Origin of the sequence: Pedobacter zeae, from assembly GCF_014196715.1 — a bacterium.
GTDB classification, from domain to species: domain Bacteria; phylum Bacteroidota; class Bacteroidia; order Sphingobacteriales; family Sphingobacteriaceae; genus Pedobacter; species Pedobacter zeae.
In genome coordinates, this window is sequence record NZ_JACIEF010000004.1 from 51,513 (window position 1) to 73,396 (window position 21,884).

Sequence of the window (21,884 nt, forward strand, 5' to 3'; positions counted from 1 at the left end):
TAACAAAAATACACTGACATTTTACTGCTTATGTTTTGCTTATATTAATTAATCGTTAAAGACTGTCCTTGCTCAGGGAAGATTAATTTTAAGTTTTTTATGTTACCTGAAATCAATTGCTGCTTTACTTTTTCTGCTGTTGATCGCGGCGGTTTGATATGGGTAACAATAAATGAAACTTTTTTAAAGGCTTTATCAGTTGTTAAAGCTTCAAGTTTCGACAGTTCGTTAAAGAAAAGCTTTGGCGTAAGATGCCCGAATAATTGTTTATCGGGCTGCTCATCCGGGAATGAAACCTCTAAAAAGATAGCTTTTAGCTGACCTGCTGTAATTAGCGGTGCTATACTTCGCCATAAGCTGGCAAGTTTATCTGATTTTTCAATTTCATCGGCTCCGGTATCACCCAGGTAAAGTATATAAATATCATCATGATTGATCAGAAAAGCAGTGCTTTTATAAGGATTGCCATGGCTCAGCTCAAAAGCCTTTACCTTCATTTCTGTGCCCTCCAGCTGATAATTATTGTTTTCAACCAGTGGAAAATAAGTATACTTTTTCAGCTGTGGCTTTTCTCCTTCGTTGGCAAAATTAGCCCAGGCATCCCAGGTAAAATATTTATCCTTTAAAATATTGAGCACTGAAGGTAAACCGTAAATGTTTTTTGCGGTATCTGCCGGAGAATTGATAATCAGCCCGGCTAAATGATCTAAATGTCCGTGCGATATCAGGTAACCTTTAATCTGTCTGCGCTGAACCTCCTCGCTGATTCCTTTCAGCGATTTCATATCGATTGCCTTTTGGATACCGGCATTTATAGTTCCTGCATCAAGACAGACATATTTTTCACTTCCTATTGGAGCAATCATGTAAGATGATAAATTGCTTTCATCATCACCGCCTTTAACACCAAGTGGGATAATGGTAAAACCTTTGTTTGTTTCCTGTGCCCACAGCACACAGGTAGAAATGAAAAACAAAATAATTACCGGAAGAATTCTTTTAAACATATTCGACAAATTATATTTTCTCACCTTTAAAAAAGACTTCTTTTAAATTTAATTCCTCATCAAGTACCACCAAATTTGCTTGTGCTCCTAACTCGATCTTTGCACAAAGATTTTCAATCCCGATTAAGCCGGCGGGATATTGTGTGGCCATTTTAACAGCATCGTTTAAACTGATACCGCAGTGCGATACACAGTTTTTAACGGCTTCTAACATGGTGAGCGAAGAACCTGAAAGCGTTCCATCGGGCATTACAAATTTATTCCCTTTTTGGATATGCTGGTATGGGCCGGTTGAACAGGCTGTAACGGCATCGGTGATGAGGAACAGCCGTTCTTTTAACAGCTTTTGCGCAAACTTAACCACTTCGAAATCGACGTGCTGTCCATCGGCAATGATACTGGCCATCGCTTTATGATGATTAAAAACCGCAGTAGGAATACCGGGCTCCCGGTGATGGATGGGGCTCATGGCGTTAAAAAGATGGGTGGTGGTTTGTATGCCTTTATTGTAGGCGGTTGTAGCCTCTTCAAAAGTGGCATTACTATGGCCTAAAGAAACGACCACCCCACTATCTAATAAATATTGGATTACTTCGTCATCCTGAAGCTCAGGAGCAATGGTCATCATTTTGATCACGCCGTCGCCGAAATCGAGCAATTGTTTAATTTCATCCAGTTCGGCCTTGCGAACAAATGCCGGAACGTGCGCGCCTAAACGTTTTGGATTTAAAAAAGGGCCTTCTAAATGTAAGCCCAGGCAGTTTCTTGCGAAAGCACGGTGTGCTTTAACGGTTTTGATACAGGCATTGAATACTTCTGGCGTATTGGTAGCGAGGCAGGCGAGGAAGCCGGTTGTTCCTTTTTTTAACAAATCATCTTCCATAATGGTTAACGATTCGATGGTTGGATCGGCGGAGAACAAACGTCCGCCTGAGCCATAAATCTGTAAATCTATAAACCCGGGCACGGTGATCGACTGGCTATTAACTGTTGTAGCCGAAGGTCTGATGTTGGTAATATCAGTATGGCTGATTTCAATTTCCTGACCGCTTATTAATGTATCGTTATGGTAATAGGAAGTATTGGGAATGATCTTGGGCATAACAAACGTTTGAGTAAATTTAAGCTTACACAATCAAAGTTAACTATTGTAACGATATATTTGGTTAATAAGATAAACTAATCAAATGAATGAAAATCAGCCTAATAGAAGGAGCTTTCTGAAGGCCGGACTTACTTTAAGTGCCGCAACATTAGTTGCGCCTGGGGTGGCTATTGCAGATGTTGCCGAAAAAGAAGATGCATTTAAAATTGCAGTAGGGCCTTATCTGCAAACCAATTTTAATAACTCGATGACGATTTTATGGTTAACCAATAAAAATGCCGCGGGCTGGGTAGAATTTGGTGAGCAGGCCGATCAGTTGAACCAGAAAGCTTATGGTAAAGCTGAATTAGGTTTAATGCAGGCCAACAGCAAGCTAAATGCAGTTACGCTTCAGAATTTAAAACCCGGTACAAAGTATTATTATAAAATTGTTTCCAAAGAAATCAAAGATTTTCAACCTTACAAATTAACCTATGGCGAAACGGTGAGCAGTAATGTTGAGTCGTTTTTGAATGCCAAGCAGGTTAAAGAGGAGGTATCGTTTGTTATGCTGAACGATATTCATGATCGGCCTGAGTCTATTCCGCATTTATTAGGACTTGTACCGGCTGCCCAGCAGGATTTTGTTTTCTTTAATGGTGATATTTTTGATTATCAAACGGATGAAAAACAGATTATCGATCATATGTTGCAGCCATGTGTAGATAATTTTGCAAAAAATACCCCCTTTATATATGTGAGGGGGAACCATGAAACCCGCGGTAAATTTGCGCGAGAGTTTGCACAATATTACATGCATGTGGGGCACACCGCTTTTACTTTAGGTCCTGTGCGTTTTGTAGTTATCGATACAGGAGAAGATAAGGAAGATGCACATCCGGTTTATGCCGGGATTGTCAATTTCGACGATTACCGTATGCAACAGGCAGAATGGCTTAAAACGGAAATCAATACTAAAGAATTCAAAAAAGCACCTTTTCGTGTTGTATTGATGCACATTCCGCCCCGTTATTCGGGTGATGCACATGGACCAAAACATTGTACGGAGTTGTTTGAACCTTTATTGAACAAGGGGAAAGTTGATTTAGTACTGAGCGGACATACCCACAAATACATGGTACACCAGCCCGATAAAAACCTGAACCATTATCCGTTAATTATTGGTGGTGGGCCACAGAAAGGAGCAAGAACCATTACTAAAATTACAGCAGATAAAAATCTCCTGGTAGTAAGTATGCTGGATGACTCTGGTAAGGAAGTAGGTACCTATACCGCTTTGAGGAAGTAGGAGATGAATAAGAGTGGTCGACTTTTTAGCAAACTGGTCATTAAAGTCGACAACGCTAAAAATTATATCAAAAAAATAGCCCCAAGAAATTGGGGCTATTTTTAATATGTTTTTTTAGTGCTTATGCACCTAATTGTACGCGTTTGAAAGCAGATACAGTTAATCCTTTAACGGTGTTGTCTAAGAATTTACGAACATCTAATGAACTATCTTTAACAAACTCCTGGTTTAATAAAGTACTGTCTTTGTAGAATTTGTTCAATTTACCGGCAGCAATTTTTTCAACCATTTCTTCTGGTTTACCTTCCTGACGGATAACATCTTTAGCAATTTCGATTTCACGCTCAATAGTAGCAGGATCAACACCATCTTTATCAACAGCAACCGGGTTCATCGCAGCAATCTGCATAGCAACATCTTTACCAGCTTCGGTAATATCTGCGCCATTAGCACCTTCAAATACTACTAAAACGCCCATTTTACCGTTAGAGTGGATATAAGAAACGATTTTTTCGCCTGAGATATTTACGTACTCTTGGATCACGATTTTCTCTCCGATTTTACCGGTTAATTCAGTGATCGTTTCGGCAACTGTACGTCCGTCTTCCAAAGCAATTGCTGATAATTCTTCAGTAGTAGCAGGATTGTTGGCAACCGCTGCAGCTAAAACAGCCTGAGCCAGGTTACGGAAATCTTCAACTTTAGAAACTGGTTCAGTTTCGCAGGCTAAAGCAACTAATTTACCATTTGTACCATCTGCTGAAACAGCGATTGATACCAAACCTTCAGAAGTAGCATTGCCAGAACGGGCTGCAGATACTTTTTGACCTTTTTTGCGCAATAAATCAACAGCCGCTTCGAAATCGCCATTAGCTTCAACTAAAGCTTTTTTGCAATCCATCATACCAGCGCCAGTTTGTTGACGCAATTTGTTTACATCTGCTGCAGAAATTTGTACTGTAGACATTTTATTTCCTTTTTTAAAATTTACAATCTTGTTATAACAACTACAGGTTACAAGTTACAAGCGCTAAGTTAAACTCATGTTAAGCCAACTTAAAACCTGAAACCAGTAACCTGCAATTAAAAAATATTACTATTCTTCTGTTTTAGTTTCTTCTGATGAAGAGGCCTCTACCTCAGCTTCAGCAGCTTTTTTACGTCTTGGCTCTTTAGCTTCAGGCGCATCAGCTGCAGCTTTAGCGGCTACTGCTTCTTTTTCTGCTTCATCATCTTTTTCGCGTTTACGCTCTTCTAAACCTTCTTCAATCGCTTTGATAATTACATCAGTAATTAAAGAGATTGATTTTGTAGCATCATCATTCGCAGGGATTGGGAAATCGATGTTAGAAGGATCAGAGTTAGTATCAACCATCGCAAAAGTAGGGATGTTTAATTTTAACGCTTCTGTTACCGCAATGTGCTCTTTCTTAACATCGATTAAGAATAAAGCTGCAGGTAAACGGTTTAAATCAGCAATACCACCTAAAAGTGATTCTAATTTAACACGCTCACGTTGGATCATTAAACGCTCTTTTTTAGAAAGGATAGCATAAGTACCGTCTTTAGTCATTTTATCGATGTTAGACATCTTTTTGATTGACTTGCGAACAGTAGCAAAGTTAGTTAACATACCACCTAACCAACGCTCGGTTACGAAAGGCATATTTACTTTTTTAGCTTGCTCAGCTACGATTCCTTTAGCTTGTTTTTTTGTTGATACGAATAAAACTTTACGTCCTGATTTTACGATTTGTTTAATCGCAGCCGCAGCTTCTTCAGTTTTAGTTAAAGTTTTATTTAAATCTATAATGTGAATTCCATTACGCTCCATGAAAATGTAAGGAGCCATTTTTGGATTCCATTTACGGGTAAGGTGACCAAAGTGTACACCTGCATCCAATAAGTCTTGATAAGTTGTTCTTGCCATTGTCTTTGCCTCCTGTGATTAACGTTTACTGAATTGGAATTTCTTACGGGCTTTAGCACGTCCTGGTTTTTTACGCTCAACCATACGCATATCACGCGTCATTAGGCCTTTAGCACGTAATGCAGGTTTTTTCTCCGCATCTAGTTCAACAATCGCTTTAGCAATAGCTAAACGAACAGCTTCTGCTTGTCCTTTTACTCCGCCACCTTGTACATTTACGGTAATATCGTAACGGCCAACAAGTTCAGCAACTTCTAAACTTTGGTTTACGATATATTGTAAAGGTAAAGTAGGGAAATATTCTTTGTGATCTTTACCGTTAACGGTAATTGCGCCAGCACCATCTTTTAAGTAGATACGTGCTACAGCTGTTTTTCTTCTTCCTGAAGTGTTAGTAACTGACATTTCTTAAAGTTTAATGGTTTTTGGAGATTGAGCTGCATGAGGGTGGTTTGCACCAGCATACACAAAAAGATTAGTGTATAATTTTTTACCCAATTTAGTTTTCGGTAACATACCACGTACCGCTTTCTCGATTACACGTTGAGGGTGTTTCGCCATTAACTCTTTTGGAGAGATAAAACGTTGACCACCTGGATAACCAGTGTAAGAAACATACTGCTTTTCGCTGAATTTGTTTCCTGTCAATTTAACCTTGTCTGCATTGATAACAATTACATTATCACCGCAGTCTACGTGTGGGGTGTACTCAGGCTTGTTTTTACCACGGATGATCATAGCGATCTTCGATGACAAGCGCCCCAAAATCTCGCCTTCCGCATCAACAACAACCCACTGTTTGTTTACAGTTTTAGCATTGGCCGAGACAGTTTTGTAACTTAACGTATTCACTTGCTTGTATTTAATTTATTAAACAATTTATTATTCCCATTAAAATTGGGACTGCAAAGATAGATAGAATACTTTTATTATCAAATAGTTGGTTGAAAAAAGTTTGAGGGTTTTAAGTGAACGTTCGGGATGAGTATTTCCAAGGTTAGGCTGAATTTATTTCTGCAACCCTGTGAAGCCAACTCCTAATAGATTTTAACTGAATATCACAGCTCATCAGGCATGTATCCTATCCGTTTTCTGGGTTTGCTTTTCTTTTCAATAAGCTGATCGAGATAGCCAAAAACCAGTTCGATATTTTTATCGTGGTTGCTTAGTTTCTTTTTTATTTCTTCTATTTCCAGTTTAAGCTCTGTATTTTCTGAAAGCAATCGGCGGATACGGCTAAAAATTCTGACAATTTGTATGTTAACCTGGATGGCCTGCTGACTGCTCAGTACACTCGAAAGCATTAGTATGCCGTGTTCGGTAAAAACATAAGGAAGTTTTCTTCTGCCACCCCAACTTGAAGTCGCAATTTGCGACTTCAAGTTTAACCATTCTTCATCGGTAAGCTGAAACATGAAGTCTTGAGGAAATCGGTCTGGGTTTCTATTCACTTGCTCATTGAGTCGCTTAGTCTCTACCCCATACAGCGCTGCCAGATCGCTGTCGAGCATTACTTTAAGGCCTCTCAGTTCGTAAATTTTATTCACCAGAATATTGTCAGGGATGATAGGAAGCATTTGTTTAGCTGTCATATCATGTTGGATTTTACCTGAAGATACGAATTAAACCATTCCTTTTCAAGAAAACATGAAAATTGACCCATTGAAATCACTTTCTGGCTCCGAATATAGTTTTGATTAACCTGCTTTGTTGTAACTTCTATATTCCTTAATCCAGTTCCATAATGCAAAGCCGGCAATAATGGTAAAAATGAAATATTCGATACCCATAAATTTTATGCCCTTTAAGAAATAAAGATAAGTGGCTACGATATCAATCATCAGCCAGATAATCCAGCATTCTATCCTTTTCTGGATCATTAAAAAAGTAGTGATCACGCTCATTACAAAAATAAACGAATCGACAAAAGGGTAGGCGCTGGGCAAATTAAACAATAAGGGTAGCCAGTGGTGGAGTTTGCTGGCCAGTGTACCCATAAGCAATGTGCCGGCAACACCTACAATTAGTAAAATTAAAAACTGCTTCAGTGGCATAAAACTGATTTTGAGTTCTTTGTTCCTGTCTTCTTCTTCCGGTTTAGGGTTTGCCCACCTCCACCAACCCATAATATTGGTAATGAAAAAGAAGACCATCAGGAACATATCGGGATAAAGTTGGGTTTGATAATATAAAAAGGCTGAAAGAAACACATTGATAATGCCGGCAGGCCAACTCCAGATACTGGCTTTTGCAGAGAGGATTACCGAAATGATCCCGGTTATTACGGCAAAGAACTCGAGATAGCTCATTTGGTAATCCAGTACCGTAAAAAAGATGCTTTGGGCATTGAAAAAATCCATAAGCCTGATGATTCGTAAATATAAACCCTAAAGTATGTAAAATTTAATGTGCTTCGCTTACATGCTGATAAACAAAAAGTAAATTTTGGATGTTAGTTCATTGGCAGATGCCTTTCGGTTATATAATCATCCAGCTTTTTATGCAGTACTTAGATCATTTATACGGTTCGTCCATTCCCTTGTGTCTGAAGAATATCATTATTGGCTTGCTTGCTGTTTTACTGGGGATATGCATTAAATTTGTTATTCACAGAATCTTTATCTTACTCTCGCGCTGGTGGGATTTTATCTTCATCAAATCCATTATCAAACACCTGCGCCATCCTATTGGCGTGTTTATCCCGCTATTGTTGTTAAATTTTTCCTTATCGGTGATGAAAATGGCACCGGTTTATCGTGCTCCGCTTGAAAAAGCTTTAGAAATCGCACTTACCATTACCTTTGCTTTGATTCTGGTGCGGGCTGTTAATGTGCTTGAGGATTATTTTTATTTCAAATACGATTTAAATAAGGAAAATAATTTAAAAGAACGTAAAATCAGAACACAGTTGCAATTTGTACGCAAGTTTATTGTTTCGTTAATTGTTCTTGTTACAATTGCCATTATCCTGCTGAGTTTTGAAAGCATGCGTAAAATAGGAGCCGGCTTGCTTACGGGGGTAGGTATCGGCGGGATTATTATTGGTTTTGCAGCACAAAAATCGCTGGGAAACTTATTGGCAGGCTTTCAGATCGCGTTTACGCAACCTATCCGTATCGATGATGTTTTGATTGTAGAAGGCGAATGGGGCAAGGTTGAGGAAATTACCTTAACTTATGTAGTGGTTAATATCTGGGATCAGCGGCGGTTAATTTTGCCGATTACATATTTTATTGAAAAGCCTTTTCAAAACTGGACGCGGGTTTCGGCAGATCTGCTTGGAACGGTCTTTTTATATCTTGATTATACTATTCCGGTTGAACCTATGCGACAGGAATTAACAAGATTATTGAATGCAAATCCTTTATGGGATAAAAGGGTAAATGTGGTACAAGTTACTGATAGTACTAAAGATGGGACCATTGAGGTGCGTTTTTTGATGAGCGCCTCCAATTCATCGAAAGCTTTCGATTTGCGCTGTTACGTAAGGGAAGCTATGATTGCATTTATTCAGAATAACTATCCTGATAGTTTACCTAAAAGAAGATTAGAACTTCGGGATAGGTTTGCAGGTTTGTAGTTTCTTCAATCTGACAGAACTAAGTTGTTATCCAATTTGTATGGTATTTGGCATTTAGAATTTGCTAAATCTAGGTTATTGCAACAATAATTAGGACATTGTTTGTTATACTGACTATTAAATAATGAAATGTAATCAAAAAACTACCTAAAAATAGGTAGTTCCCTTTACCTGAAATATAGTATTTTAATTATAGCCGGAGGTTTTGGCATTTTTTTAGCACATAGGGTAAGAAAATGATTAAAAATCTATGAAAAAAATTTCAACATTATTATCTCTTGCTCTTGTTTTTTCGCTACTGTTTTCTTGTAAAAAAAGATTCAGAAACCGCTCCTTCAAAAAGTGGTAAAACTGCAAAATTTACCATCACCGCAAACGGCGTAAATTCAGCCGATGATTACGTTTCTTTTGTAATTGTAGGCGGTGATACTAAAGGCACTAAAACCATCTGGAAGGTAAATGGCGTAACCAGAAACAATGAAGCTGCTATTTCTTTAGGAAAAAACGATTTCACTGGAAGTACCAAAACTTATGTAATTGAGACTATATTACCAGTTGATGTAATTTCTGCCAGCGCGCAGTGCATTAACTTTAATGCCAGTTATCAAATCAGCTATAAAGCGGAGATAGATGGCAAAGTGGTTACAAATGATGATGGTGTTACTGTTGATGTTAATAAAGATTATACCCATCAATTTGATTATTAATTAGCGCTTTAGTAATTCGCTCACCCAAGCGGCACAAGTTTACTTGTGCCGCTCAATAGCTACACTATTTAAACATTCCTTTTAGCTTGGCTAATTTCTCCTGTAAATCGCCATCGGCATCTTTTGGTTCATTACGGGGTTTGAAGCTTTGTTTATGGTTACTTGATTTGAAGTTCTGCTTAGGTTTTTGCTCCTTTGACTCCCGGCTGCGGACTTCCGACTTCGGTGTAACTTCAGTTTTCATTGATAACGAAATCCTTTTGCGGGCTACATCTACTTCCATTACCGTAACTTCTACCTTTTGATGCACTTTCACCACATCATTTGGGTTAGCTACAAAACGGTTTGCCAACTGGCTGGTGTGTACCAATCCGTCCTGGTGTACGCCGATATCAACAAAGGCACCGAAATTGGTAATATTGGTTACAATACCCGGTAATTTCATTCCGGTTCTTAAGTCTGCAATTTCATTAACGCCTTCTGTAAAGCTAAAGGTTTCAAACTGCTCGCGTGGATCGCGGCCGGGTTTGGCCAGCTCTTTTAGGATGTCGTTAAGCGTAGGTAAACCAATTTCATCTGTAACATAGTGCTGCAGCTTAATCTGTTTTTGTAACTGGCTATCCTTCATCAGTGCTGAAACAGTAGTGCCCAGATCTTTGGCCATTTGATCAACTACGGCATAGCGCTCCGGGTGTACTCCGCTGGTATCCAATACGTTTTCTGCATTTCGGATACGCAGGAAACCTGCTGCCTGCTCGTAAGCTTTATCGCCCAAACGCGGTACTTTTTTCAGGCTTTCGCGGTTTTTAAAGGCGCCGTGGGTATTTCTATAGTCTACAATATTTTGTGCTAAAGCTGGCCCCAGGCCCGAAACGTAAGCTAAAATTTGTTTAGAAGCGGTATTTAATTCAACACCTACTGCGTTTACGGCACTGATTACAGTATCATCAAGGCTAGCCTGTAATTTGTTCTGATCAACGTCGTGTTGATACTGGCCAACACCAATTGATTTTGGATCGATTTTTACCAGCTCCGCTAAAGGATCCATTAATCGGCGACCAATAGATACCGCACCACGAACGGTAATATCCTGTGTAGGGAACTCCTCGCGTGCTACTTCTGAGGCCGAATAAATCGAGGCCCCACTTTCATTAACCATTACAATAATGATGTTCGGTAAATTTAAACCCCTGACAAAAGCTTCGGTTTCCCGTCCGGCGGTTCCATTACCAATGGCAATGGCTTCGATATGGTATTTCTCGCAAAGCTGCTGGATGGTGAATTCGGCATTCTTAACATTCCCCTGTCCGGTATGAGGATAAATGGTTGTGTTTTCTAACAATTGTCCTTGTTTATCCAGGCAAACTACTTTACAGCCGGTACGGAAACCCGGGTCAATGGCCAGTACATTTTTTTGACCCATTGGTGCAGCCAACAACAGTTGACGTGCATTTTCAGCAAAAACACGGATGGCCTCTTCATCGGCTCTTTGTTTGGTGAAAACACGCAGTTCGGTTTCCATGGCAGGCTCCAGTAAACGTTTGTAACCGTCTTCTAAAGCCTGTTGCACTTGTTTTGATGCTGCGTTATTGCCTGTAATAAACTGATTTTCAAGTAAAGCAATGGCATCTTCGGCAGGGGGAAGGGCATCTAAACGTAAAATCAATTCTTTTTCGCCGCGGCGCATGGCCAGAACACGGTGCGAAGCTGCAGTTTTAACGGGCTCGTTCCATTCAAAGTAATCTTTGTATTTAATGCCTTCCTCTTCTTTTCCTTTAATTACTTCAGATTTAAATTCGGCTTTTTCCTGGAAGTAAGTGCGCATTTTGGTCCGGACTTCGGCATTTTCCGAAATCATCTCAGCAATAATATCCCTTGCCCCGGCTAAAGCTTCTTCCAAACTATTTACGCCTTTTTCGGCATCTATAAATTTATCTGCTTCGGTATCCAGGTCAAAATTACCCTGATCAAAAATTTGCAAAGCAAGTGGCTCCAAACCTTTTTCTTTGGCAACCGATGCACGTGTTTTGCGTTTAGGTTTGTAAGGCAGGTAAATATCTTCTAAAAGAGAAATGGTTTCGGCCTCGTTAATCTGTTGCTCCAATTCAGGGGTTAATTTGCCTAAATCGGTCATCGATTTTAAGATGGCCTCGCGGCGTTTATCCAGGTCGCGTAACTGTAAAACCCGGTCGCGTATGGCGGCTACTTCAACCTCATCTAAACTGCCGGTCAGTTCTTTACGGTAACGGGAAATAAAAGGTACTGTTGCACCTTCATCTAGTAAATTTATAGTAGCAGTTACCTGCTTTTCTGCAACGTTTAACTCGGCTGCAATTATTTTATAGTGGGTTAACATATCTAAAATTAAAACGTCAAAGCTAGTTAGGATTTTTAGAAATTAAGGATTTTTCAAATCAAGTTTTCCACCGAAATGTGTGAGTAAATTTTGTAGAAAATTGAGGTAACAAGGCCTTAACAGCTGTTTTATTTCTTTTTTGATGCTTTCTGCAAGTCATGCTCAGCTTTAAATTTGGTTATTCTGGTAATCAGGTCTAAAGGCATGGGCTGATCTAATGGAAACTGCACTGCACCTTTGCTCCATTTATAACCACTAAATTCATCTTTAACGGCTTCGATACCCGAACCTGCCGGGTAAAAACCAATGTGTTTGGCATAACCGGCAAAGTAAACTAAAATACCTCTTTGCTTAAACGCAGGCATACCATAGCTGATAACTTCTTTAGCTTCAGGCACAGCCAGATGAATGGTTTCACGTATTTGTTGCAGCATTTTTTGGGTTGCTGCAGGAAAATTGGCGATGTATTGGTCGATGTTTTCCGGTTTTGACGGTTCCATAAATTATCTTGTTATGAAATTACAAAGATTCTCGGATAAATCATTAACTGATTAGGATATCGTATTTGTGCAACAAACCCGCTAAACCCGATGGCGAGAATTTAGCTTTTTTTATCCGGTTGTTATCGGGGTCGATTGAAAAATTAAAAGCTGTCCTGAAATCAGCTTTTTCTAACATCGTTCTGTCGAATGTAGCATTGAGTAAATCGCAATTTTCGAAAGTTGAGCCGGACAGGTCGGTTTCTGAAAAGTCGACCTCGTGAAGCTGCACATTTTTAAAGGTTGTTTTTTTTAATTTGAGTTTATAGAAAGAGCAATGATCCAGTTTTGAATTGCTAATGTTAAACGCCAAACCAAAATCATTACAATTTTCGAACCTTAGGCCCAGCATTTTGCAGTCGCTAAAGTCTATCCCGTTAAAAGTTGTTTTGTTAATATTGGCCAAACTCAGGTTGCAATGGCTAAACTGACAATCCAAAAACTTTACACTGCTTAAATCTGAACCTGAAAAATCGCAGTTGATAAATCTACAGTTTTCATATTCTGCTTTTGATAATGCACGTAGGGTATAATCGGCTTTTTCGAAGGTTTGATCGGCAATGTATTCTGGCATGACATTTTGATATTGAGCGAAGTTATTGATAAAATTTATTTATTGCCGCATATAATGGCTTAGGGCCGTGTCCTTGGCAAAAGGTCAAAAAAAACCCCCCAAATTATTGGAGGATTTTATATCGAATGAAACACTGCGCTGTGTGCAGAATGACATTTATTTTGTTGCGTACATTACTTCTTTTACCGCTTTAATTACACGCTCTGCGTTTGGTAAGCTTGCTGCAATTAAAGTTGGAGAGTATGGAAGCGGAACATCAGCACAAGTGATACGTAAAACTGGCGCATCTAAGTAATCGAATGCATTTCTTTGTACGTTGAAAGCAATTTCTGAAGAAATTGAAGCCAATGGCCAGGCTTCTTCTACCACGACTAAACGGTTTGTTTTCTTAACCGATTCGATGATGGTTGCATAATCGATAGGACGAACAGAACGTAAATCGATTACTTCTACATTGATTCCCTCTTTGGTTAATTCTTCTACAGCAGGATTAACTACACGGGTTAACATTTTACCAAAAGTTACAATGGTTACATCGGTACCTTGTTTGGTGATGTTGGCCTTTCCTAATTCAATATAGTATTCTTCGGCAGGAACATCGCCTTTATCGCCGTACATTACCTCTGATTCCATAAAGATAACCGGATCAGGGTCAAGGATCGACTGTTTTAATAAACCTTTTGCATCATAAGGTGTAGCCGGAACGACTACTTTTAAACCTGGTGTATTGGCATACCAATTTTCGAAGTTTTGAGAGTGTTGTGCACCTAACTGGCCTGCGTTACCTGTTGGGCCACGGAAAACCATAGGACATGAGAACTGACCTCCGCTCATTGATAAGATTTTAGCTGCTCCGTTGATGATCTGATCGATTGCAACTAAAGAGAAGTTAAATGTCATGAACTCTACAATTGGAATAAGGCCTGCAGTTGCTGCACCAGTTGCAATACCAGCGAAACCTAATTCGGCAATCGGGGTATCGATAATACGTTTCGCACCAAACTCGTCAAGCATACCCTGACTTACTTTGTATGCACCGTTATATTCTGCTACTTCTTCACCTAATAAAAAAACGCGGTCATCTTTACGCATTTCTTCGCTCATGGCTTCGCGAAGTGCTTCTCTAAATTGGATTTCTCTCATTGTAAATTTTTATAACGGGGGCAAATATAATTATTAATCGCTTTGAAACCAAAGGCTAAAATGCCTATGTTTTGTAATAATTGTGGGTGTTTAGGTTCCTTATTTCGAGCTTTTTCGGCTGTGTTTTTTGTTTATTCGTTTAAAAAAAGAAATATTATTGGGTAATTGTGTTTTTGTTAAGCTTTTTGTATCAAAGCTTAGGCTTTTTCCGAAATATCTTCTCCAAAATGGATGTTGCCGTTGTTGCCTAAAATAGAAAACTGCCTCATGCCCCAGGGCATGTTTTTTAAATCCCGGTTGTCACAGCAAGTAAAATCCAATTTTCAGTAGAGAATTTTATGGTTTCTTCTGCTTTTAAGGGGGGCGAGAACCGCTGCTGCGGTTTTAAGCATTTTAACTACATTACATTAATTTAATGATTTGGATTCAATAATCCATAAATTTCACTGTCAAGAAACTGGCCCCTGAAATAATAATCCTGTTTAAAATGTGCTTCTTTTACAAAACCATGTTTGATCAGTATTTGTCTCGAAGCATCGTTTTCTACATTGATGTTTGCGCTAATGGTATGCAGGTTAACTTCTTCGAAGCCGAAATCGATCGATCGCTTCAGGGCTTCAGATATGATTCCCTGTCGCCAATAATCAGGGTGCAGCATGTAACCAATCTCTGCACGGTGATTGGCAAAGTCGGTACGCCAATATCCTACTGAGCCGATCATTTGCCCGGGATTATCTTTTAAGGCGATTACCCAGGCCAGGTTGTCGCCATTTTCATAGCCATTTCTGAAGCGGGAGATAAAATCTTTAATCTCGAAAATATCTTTTGGCCGTTCCCTATCGATATATTTCATTACCTTTTCGTTGGTGCGCAAGGCAAAAAGTGCTTCGGCATCAGCAAGATCGTGTTCGCGGAGGATTAAGCGTTCGGTTTCCAGTACAGGAAATTTTGTAAAATTTAAGGTTAGCATTTTTAAAGATAGGCTTAAAGACAAAATACCAGAACATAAATTAGTTTAGTTGAGAAAAATTATCTTTTTCTGACAGATGTTTTGAAATGATGATGATATCAGTCTATTCTCTAAATATTGCTATTTTGGGCGAATAGGTAATGAATTAATGATTAAAAGAGCGCTACAACAAACCCTTGAAATATTGAAGAACAAGACAATAAAATAAACGCTTTTGAACTGAAATGGAATCCTAAAGTAAAAGTAAAGTTTCCAAGCACTTTTATCGAAAAGTATGCTCCTGAAGCAACCCAAGTGATACATCGGGATAAATACTGGCAGTTTTTATAATATCAGAAACAGCTATGTAAGTAAAGTGAGGTTGGCTTAGCCTTTAGTTTTTATCTTATTTCCCAAACAAAGTTTTATAAATAGAATATTTGTAATTATCCTCAACTGCACTGGCCACAAAGTAAGGCGCTTCGAAAAGTTCGGTCAGTTTTTTTCTTAATTCAGCAAGAAACTCAGGCTTGATTTCTTCTAAATAAGCGCCAGATAAATTTTGCCTTCCAGATTTAAACCAAACGCCATCTATACTCATGGTTTTTACCACATACAGATTCGGTTCTACAAAATTTTTACCCGAAAACTGCTCGTAAGCATAGGTATAGAGTAAGGTTTGAATCAGCGCTTTGTTGATGTGCTTGCCGTCTGAATTGAAGAGCTCGGGGATATCTTTAAAGGTTAACTTGTCGCTCCCGGTTTTGTAATCGATAATTTTGGTTATGCCATCTTTTACATCAACGCGATCGATAAAGCCGAATATCTTCACGCTGGCTTCCTTTCCCTTTAAAGGGAAGCTGATTTCGGCCTCAACTTTTTGCTCAAGGCTAATGATTTGGAATGGTGTTTGGGTTTCATCCTGATTTAAAATAATGTTTACATAGGCATCAACTATGGATAAAATTACTTTTTGCATGCCTTTATATTCCATCACTGAATCGGGATTTTTGAACATCACGGCATTAAAGCCTTTTTGGATCAATGCAGGAATTTGTTTGCGTTTCTCCTTAATCCGCTCTGCGGTGATTTCAGCCGACCTTAAATCTTCGTAAAAATATTCCATCACTTTGTGTAAGATCGAACCGATTTCGTTGGCTTCTACCACTGCGCTTATTTCTTTAGGCTCTTTAATACCAGCAATATAATTGAAAAAGAAATCAATAGGATTGGATATGTATTGGGTAATTGCAGAAGGCGAAAGTACCTTTTTTTTATCGAGGTATTTTTGAAGCGTTTCCTGGATAAAGGCATTATTGGTCTTATCGATCTTTACCTCTTTAAACGCTTCGGTTTTTACTTCGAGATTAAGCTCATTGTAGCTGAAATCGAAACCGCTTTCGTACTCGAGTTGCTTTAAAATCCGGCTGGCTTCGCCGGAAGTATATTCGTCGGTTAAGCTGTTATAGACAAAATTGATATTTTTTGCCCGTTGTAATAGGCGATATACCATGTAAGATGAAATGGCATCGAGGTTTTCGAGGACCGGAAGGCCATAAACACGGCGTATGGAATCAGGTATAAAGCTATTACCGATTGACGATTTTGGAATAATACCTTCATTAAAACCTAAAATTATCACCTTGTCGAAATTTAAGTTCCGGGTTTCGAGTAACCCCATTACCTGGATGCCGTTGAGCGGTTCGCCCGAAAGTGGTACTGCAATGGTTTGCAGTGATTTTTGCACCAGGTAAATTACAAAAGGGATTTCTTCTTTACCGATGTGGTTGCTAAACGTATCGTGCAACCTGTTTAACTCCTGTATGGTTTTTACAAAAAGTTCAGCATCTATCTTCTTAAGTGTTTTAGCACCCGATAGCCGCATGAGCACGTAATCAAGTACATCCAAGAGGTTGGTGACTACATGTTGCGGATCGTCAATTTTTTTATAAAAAGTTTCAAACAGTCCGCTCTGACGCAATAAACGTTTATGATCGATCTCCACCTGGTTTTCCTCCAGCAGGGCAGTTAACACTTTATCACGCATTTTTTGTGTTAAACCGGTTAGAGGATGGGTTAAAAAGGCTTCTACATTTTTATAGCTTACTTTATCGCGCTGTAAAATTTCCAGCTGGCTACCTAACCATAAATCAACCAGTCCAAAAATACTGGAGGTCGACAGGGCAAACCCCATGGTTACATTCAGGTCGATTTCCTTGCCATTAATGTTCGTTGGGATGGTTTGCAGTGTTGGAATCAACAGGCTTTCATCAGCCAAAACCACTACGGTTTTCCCAACGGCTTCTGTTGATGTATAATCTTCTTCCAGAATGTTATTGAGTATTTTGGCTTGTGCCGATTGTCCCTGAACTTTAAAAACGTTTACCTGGTGAGTAGAAGATTTCATCAGGCTCTCCTTTCCGGAAAATTCATTTTTCAATCCAAGCTGGTTGATATTTTTACGCAGAAACAAACCTGCCTCCTGCGAAACATCATCTAAATAATAGCTGTCGGCATCAAAATAAAACAATGCTTTGTCAGCTTCCTGCAGCTGGGTGAATATTTTAGCCTCGGCATTACTCAGGGCATTAAAACCGACGAAAATAATCTTCCCTTTATCAAAATTTGAGATAAACTCCTGATGATTGGTAATATCATCCGCCAGATAACGGTAAACCGAACCATTGGTTAAATAACCCTGTTCTTTTAGCTTCGTATGATAGCTATTGTAGAGCTTGGGCATCCGGCGCCACATTTTAATGAACAGTTCCTGCTGCTTTTTATGTTTTCCTTCCGAATAGGAAGTCCAGAACTGGGCAAGAAACCGGTATTGCTCGGGGCTTAAATAATCAAAGTCTTTATTGATCGTCGAAATATCTTCCAGGTCTCGGTATAATTTCTCAGCATCTACAAGATCGGCATCAATCTGGTTAAAATCGCTTAGGATGATCTTGGCTAAAGGAAAAAACTTGTGACTTGATATATTTTCCAGTTTCTCTTCAGCCAGCAGTTGATTATAAATGCTGTGAAGGGTAAAAAACTGCAGGTAAAAATCGGCTATTTTATAACTGGTAGAACTGGCAAAGAATTCCTGTATGGTAAAAAATGACGGGCTGAAAAATGGCTTGCCAATAATATCGGCAAAGTGTTTCTGCAAATAAGCTGATGGACGTTTATTGTTAAAAACAATGGCACAGTTTTCCAGCTGATTGCCAAACCGGGCAACTAAATCTTCTGCAACTTCCTGTAAAAATGGTTTCATGTTAGGTTAAAGAATTAGATTTAATATAAAACATTATCCATTTTAAATTCATACGGGATAGGTTCGGTGTTGCGTTTTGTTGATTATCAGCTGTTCGTGTATAGCAAATCTGTTCATTCAGATAAACTGCATAACATTGATCGGAATTACCGTATAAATGATATCCTTTTTCCATATCACACTAATTTTAATTTGCCCTTAACAGCGTAAAAAAGGTAGGTTCTGATGTTCTGATAGCCCATTTCCGAAAGTAAGGCTTTGTAGACGTACACCTGCTCGATATGTTTATCGCTCTCTTCGAGGGTAAATTTATAATCAAGAATAACGACCTCATCTCCATTTACCAGCACCCGGTCTGGCCGGTGGCTTTTCCCTTTTTCATCAACAATGGTTTTTTCTATGATGCTTTGGCTTGCGGAGCCTAAAATAGATTGCAATTCGGGATTATTTAATACTTCCAAGGCAGACCCGATCAGTTTTTGCCTTTCCTCATCTTTAATAATCCCCTGTAGAACCAATTGATCGGTGTAACTTTCCACTTCCTGCTGGTTGCGGGCACTGGCGAGGATATCGTGCAGTAATGAGCCTTTCCGGCCTGAATTTTCGATATTAACCAAATGTTTGAGGTGTTTTTCTTCTGATGGAATGTAAAGTTCAGATAAACGTGTAGTGGTAGGATAACTTTTCAGGTCGATAAAATTAGATTGCTCGGTTTTATTTTCGATAATTACCTCCTCAACAATTTCGTAAACGCCATTTTCATCAAACTGGTCTTCAAAAGTAAAGTTAATGACATCGCCCATGTTTGATAATTTCGGCTCTTTTTTGGTCATGGTAGCAATGTAAAGGTAATCTTTCGAACGTGTAGTGGCCACATAGAGCATATTCAGTGCATCCATGTTGTTGTAGAGCAGTTCCTCGTAATATGCTTTAGCAATTGCCGAATCGGCTAAAGCTTCGTTATATTTTAGGGGTATACCTTTCAGTTCTTTGTAAACCGTTTCTTCTGAAGAAACCCAGAAAGTTCCATTGGGTTTGCCTTTGATTTCCCAGTTGCAAAATGGCACGAAAACAGCCCTAAAAGCCAAACCTTTCGATTTGTGAATGGTAATGATCTGAATGGCATCTGCACCTTCAGGAGAAGGTAAGGACTTTTTAATCCCATCTTCTTCCCACCAGGTTAAAAAGGCAATAATGCCTTTTTCTCCAAGTTTTCCGGCTGACGCCGTTAAGTCTCTAAACGCCAACAGGTAAGGCAAATTCGCTGTGAGGTCTTTTAAACCATAGCTCTCAATCAGGATTTCGACCAGTTCTGGCAAGGGTAACTGGAGCCAGCTTTGCCAGTTCATACATAAAGCGGCAGGTAAAACCGCAGTTAATGTATGGAGTGGTTTTTGACTAAGGTTAATGTAATGGTTGGCATCGGGATCTTTTCCGTGTAGGGAACGGTAAAGGGCGATGCAATTGGCTTTATACAATGCCGTTTGACTTTCTAACCCTATTAGGGTTTTTAAGGTGTTAATAATCAGTTGTATGGCCGAATTATTTGAAATCAATAAGGCATCTCCCGACAGAACAGGTAAGTGGTGTTCCATCAGTTTTTTTACCGTTAACAAGGCTTCACTGTTCGATCGTACCAGGATGGCAATGTCTTTTAGTGCATATTGTTGCTTATTTTTGAGCTGGTTAATTTCTTTAACTATATCATCCAGGGCAATATCCCTAAAAACAGTTTCGGTAAAACGGGCCTCTTCAGGAGCATGATCTTTACCGAATTTCCTGATTTTAATGGTGCCGCCTTTTAAAGTATTGGTAGCGAAATTTTGGGTCGATCCGCTATAAATGTCGGTAATAATATGTTGATAATGTTGCTCCTGCCACCATTTAAGAATACTTTCAGGTTTAGAGGCCAGGTTTTCATTCAACTCATTCTGCAAGGTAAGCGGAATGGCTTTGTAAAGAAAATTATTAAAAGTGATGATATTTTCTGCACTTCGGTAATTTTCTTCCAGGCTTTCTTCGAGAACATTTTTAGCACCGACATCTATTTTTGCCTGTTTATGCAGGATATTCCAGTCGCCGTTACGCCAGCGGTAAATAGACTGTTTGGTATCGCCAACAATGAGGTGGTCGATCAAATCCTGACTTGGCGTAGCCATTGCATTGGTCAATAATGATTTAAAACTTCCCCATTGACTGGTGGAAGTATCCTGAAACTCATCAAACAGGAAGTTGCGGTAACGGTTGCCCACTTTTTCCCAAATGAAAGAAGGATTATCGCCAGCATCTTCTGTGATTCCTGAAATCAGCTTTTGTGCATCACTGATCAGCAGGTTATCGTTTTCGGCCCTGTACTCTTTAAGAAGAACGGCAATTTCCTGCATTAACCTTAAATAATAGAGGTTTTTATTAAATGCTATAGCCAGTCCGTAATTGGGCAGATGTGTTAAGTAATGCGTTTTTAGTTTCTTTAATATCGGGTTTACCGTTTCGTAAGCCTCAGGAAAATTCGTATTTTTCTGGAACCATTCCTCCGGTTCATCGATTAATTTGAAAAGTGGTTCTATTTTTGAAAAGTCGCCCCTGGCTACTAAAATGATTTTTGCCAGCGGACTTCTGGATTTGCCTTTAAGGTGATCGTTTTCTACCCCGATTACATTAAGGGCTTCGTTGGCTTCAGTTGCCAATGCCACCAGTTCTTCTTCGAAGTTTTTAATTTCCGATTTGGTAAGCTGTATGTATTTTTTAAAGAGATCGTCTATGTTTTCCAGTCCAAGGGCATTTACTGCATCTTCAAAAATCTGGAAACGTTCTGAAAATATTTCCCCGATAAGATTATAGAGCTCAAATTTATAGTTCCAGCTTTTGTTATCGCTGATGCGTTCGATAGCCAGATCAATGATCCACTGCAGGAGCTGTTTATTGTGATCCAGGGCCTCGTCTAATTTGTTAACCAGATCGTCCTTCACCTTATCATAATTCATTTCTAAATTATAATCGGCATTAAGACCCAGCTCGAAGGCAAAACCACGGATTACTTTTTGCACGAAACCATCGATGGTACTCACCGAAAAACGGCTGTAATCGTGCAGAATTTTACGGTAAATCTTATCGGCTTTGAACTGGAGTTCCTGGGCACTTAACATCGGATAAGCTTGTAAAATAAGCTTCCGATAATCGTCGATTTTTTTTGAAGAATTTCCTTTAGCCAATCCGAGCAAAACCTCTAATATCCTGGTTTTCATCTCTTCGGTAGCTTTGTTGGTAAAAGTTACGGCTAAAATTTCGCGGTATTTATGATCTCCACTGAAGAGCAGGGTGAGGTAATGTGCAGTTAAACTGAAGGTTTTACCGGAACCGGCAGAGGCTTGAAGGATTTTGAGGGGTTGGGGCATAGTGTGATTTCTCTCCGAACTTTAAACTTACAACAATTTAAAATTTTAC

General features: G+C 39.2%; 18 protein-coding genes. 3 read left to right on the forward strand and 15 right to left on the reverse strand.

Annotation, left to right across the window (positions count from 1 at the left end):
* Window positions 1-44: 44 nt before the first annotated feature.
* Both GGQ60_RS18910 and nagA read right to left on the reverse strand, forming a co-directional pair.
* Window positions 45-1,007 (reverse strand): MBL fold metallo-hydrolase, encoded by a 963-nt coding sequence (locus GGQ60_RS18910; protein WP_183767332.1) that lies wholly within the window; start codon window positions 1,005-1,007, stop codon window positions 45-47.
* Window positions 1,008-1,017: 10 nt separating this feature from the next.
* Window positions 1,018-2,109, reverse strand: a complete 1,092-nt coding sequence (gene nagA / locus GGQ60_RS18915; protein ID WP_183767334.1) for an N-acetylglucosamine-6-phosphate deacetylase — start codon at window positions 2,107-2,109, stop codon at window positions 1,018-1,020.
* Between the two features lie 85 nt (window positions 2,110-2,194).
* Here nagA and GGQ60_RS18920 point away from each other — a divergent pair, with 85 nt between their 5' ends.
* Window positions 2,195-3,400, forward strand: a complete 1,206-nt coding sequence (locus GGQ60_RS18920) for a metallophosphoesterase (RefSeq protein WP_183767336.1) — start codon at window positions 2,195-2,197, stop codon at window positions 3,398-3,400.
* A gap of 121 nt (window positions 3,401-3,521) precedes the next feature.
* Here GGQ60_RS18920 and tsf read toward each other — a convergent pair whose 3' ends face one another.
* The 6 genes from tsf to pnuC form a co-directional block, all read right to left on the reverse strand.
* On the reverse strand, window positions 3,522-4,367 hold the full coding sequence (gene tsf, locus GGQ60_RS18925; protein ID WP_183767338.1) for a translation elongation factor Ts: 846 nt from the start codon (window positions 4,365-4,367) through the stop codon (window positions 3,522-3,524).
* 129 nt (window positions 4,368-4,496) lie between these two features.
* Window positions 4,497-5,330: a 30S ribosomal protein S2 gene (gene rpsB / locus GGQ60_RS18930; RefSeq protein ID WP_183767340.1), complete on the reverse strand. Its 834-nt coding sequence runs from the start codon at window positions 5,328-5,330 to the stop codon at window positions 4,497-4,499.
* 18 nt (window positions 5,331-5,348) lie between these two features.
* Complete coding sequence (gene rpsI / locus GGQ60_RS18935; RefSeq protein ID WP_183767342.1) at window positions 5,349-5,735, reverse strand: 30S ribosomal protein S9; 387 nt, start codon at window positions 5,733-5,735, stop codon at window positions 5,349-5,351.
* 3 nt (window positions 5,736-5,738) lie between these two features.
* Entirely contained in the window at window positions 5,739-6,182 is a 444-nt protein-coding gene (gene rplM, locus GGQ60_RS18940; protein ID WP_183767344.1) for a 50S ribosomal protein L13, read from the reverse strand.
* 206 nt (window positions 6,183-6,388) lie between these two features.
* On the reverse strand, window positions 6,389-6,922 hold the full coding sequence (locus tag GGQ60_RS18945; RefSeq protein WP_221236007.1) for an ORF6N domain-containing protein: 534 nt from the start codon (window positions 6,920-6,922) through the stop codon (window positions 6,389-6,391).
* A 105-nt stretch (window positions 6,923-7,027) separates the two neighbouring features.
* Entirely contained in the window at window positions 7,028-7,690 is a 663-nt protein-coding gene (gene pnuC, locus GGQ60_RS18950) for a nicotinamide riboside transporter PnuC (RefSeq protein ID WP_183767346.1), read from the reverse strand.
* 140 nt (window positions 7,691-7,830) lie between these two features.
* Between pnuC and GGQ60_RS18955 the strand changes: the two genes are divergently transcribed.
* Window positions 7,831-8,910 carry a mechanosensitive ion channel family protein gene (locus GGQ60_RS18955; RefSeq protein ID WP_183767348.1) on the forward strand — a complete coding sequence of 360 codons (1,080 nt, stop codon included), beginning with the start codon at window positions 7,831-7,833 and terminating at the stop codon, window positions 8,908-8,910.
* 284 nt (window positions 8,911-9,194) lie between these two features.
* Window positions 9,195-9,617 (forward strand): hypothetical protein, encoded by a 423-nt coding sequence (locus tag GGQ60_RS18960; protein ID WP_183767350.1) that lies wholly within the window; start codon window positions 9,195-9,197, stop codon window positions 9,615-9,617.
* A 64-nt stretch (window positions 9,618-9,681) separates the two neighbouring features.
* Here GGQ60_RS18960 and GGQ60_RS18965 read toward each other — a convergent pair whose 3' ends face one another.
* The 7 genes from GGQ60_RS18965 to GGQ60_RS18995 all read right to left on the reverse strand — a co-directional run bounded on the left by GGQ60_RS18965 (window position 9,682) and on the right by GGQ60_RS18995 (window position 21,835).
* Window positions 9,682-11,973, reverse strand: coding sequence for a Tex family protein (locus tag GGQ60_RS18965; protein WP_183767352.1), 2,292 nt, complete (start codon window positions 11,971-11,973; stop codon window positions 9,682-9,684).
* A gap of 128 nt (window positions 11,974-12,101) precedes the next feature.
* Window positions 12,102-12,473: an iron chaperone gene (locus GGQ60_RS18970; RefSeq protein ID WP_183767354.1), complete on the reverse strand. Its 372-nt coding sequence runs from the start codon at window positions 12,471-12,473 to the stop codon at window positions 12,102-12,104.
* A gap of 43 nt (window positions 12,474-12,516) precedes the next feature.
* Window positions 12,517-13,086, reverse strand: coding sequence for a pentapeptide repeat-containing protein (locus tag GGQ60_RS18975; protein WP_183767356.1), 570 nt, complete (start codon window positions 13,084-13,086; stop codon window positions 12,517-12,519).
* A gap of 156 nt (window positions 13,087-13,242) precedes the next feature.
* Complete coding sequence (locus GGQ60_RS18980; RefSeq protein ID WP_183767358.1) at window positions 13,243-14,229, reverse strand: pyruvate dehydrogenase complex E1 component subunit beta; 987 nt, start codon at window positions 14,227-14,229, stop codon at window positions 13,243-13,245.
* Between the two features lie 412 nt (window positions 14,230-14,641).
* A complete protein-coding gene (locus GGQ60_RS18985; RefSeq protein WP_183767360.1) occupies window positions 14,642-15,199 on the reverse strand; it encodes a GNAT family N-acetyltransferase in 558 nt (185 codons plus the stop codon).
* 385 nt (window positions 15,200-15,584) lie between these two features.
* Window positions 15,585-18,440 (reverse strand): PD-(D/E)XK nuclease family protein, encoded by a 2,856-nt coding sequence (locus GGQ60_RS18990; RefSeq protein WP_183767362.1) that lies wholly within the window; start codon window positions 18,438-18,440, stop codon window positions 15,585-15,587.
* 176 nt (window positions 18,441-18,616) lie between these two features.
* A complete protein-coding gene (locus GGQ60_RS18995) occupies window positions 18,617-21,835 on the reverse strand; it encodes a UvrD-helicase domain-containing protein (protein WP_183767364.1) in 3,219 nt (1,072 codons plus the stop codon).
* Window positions 21,836-21,884: the final 49 nt, after the last annotated feature.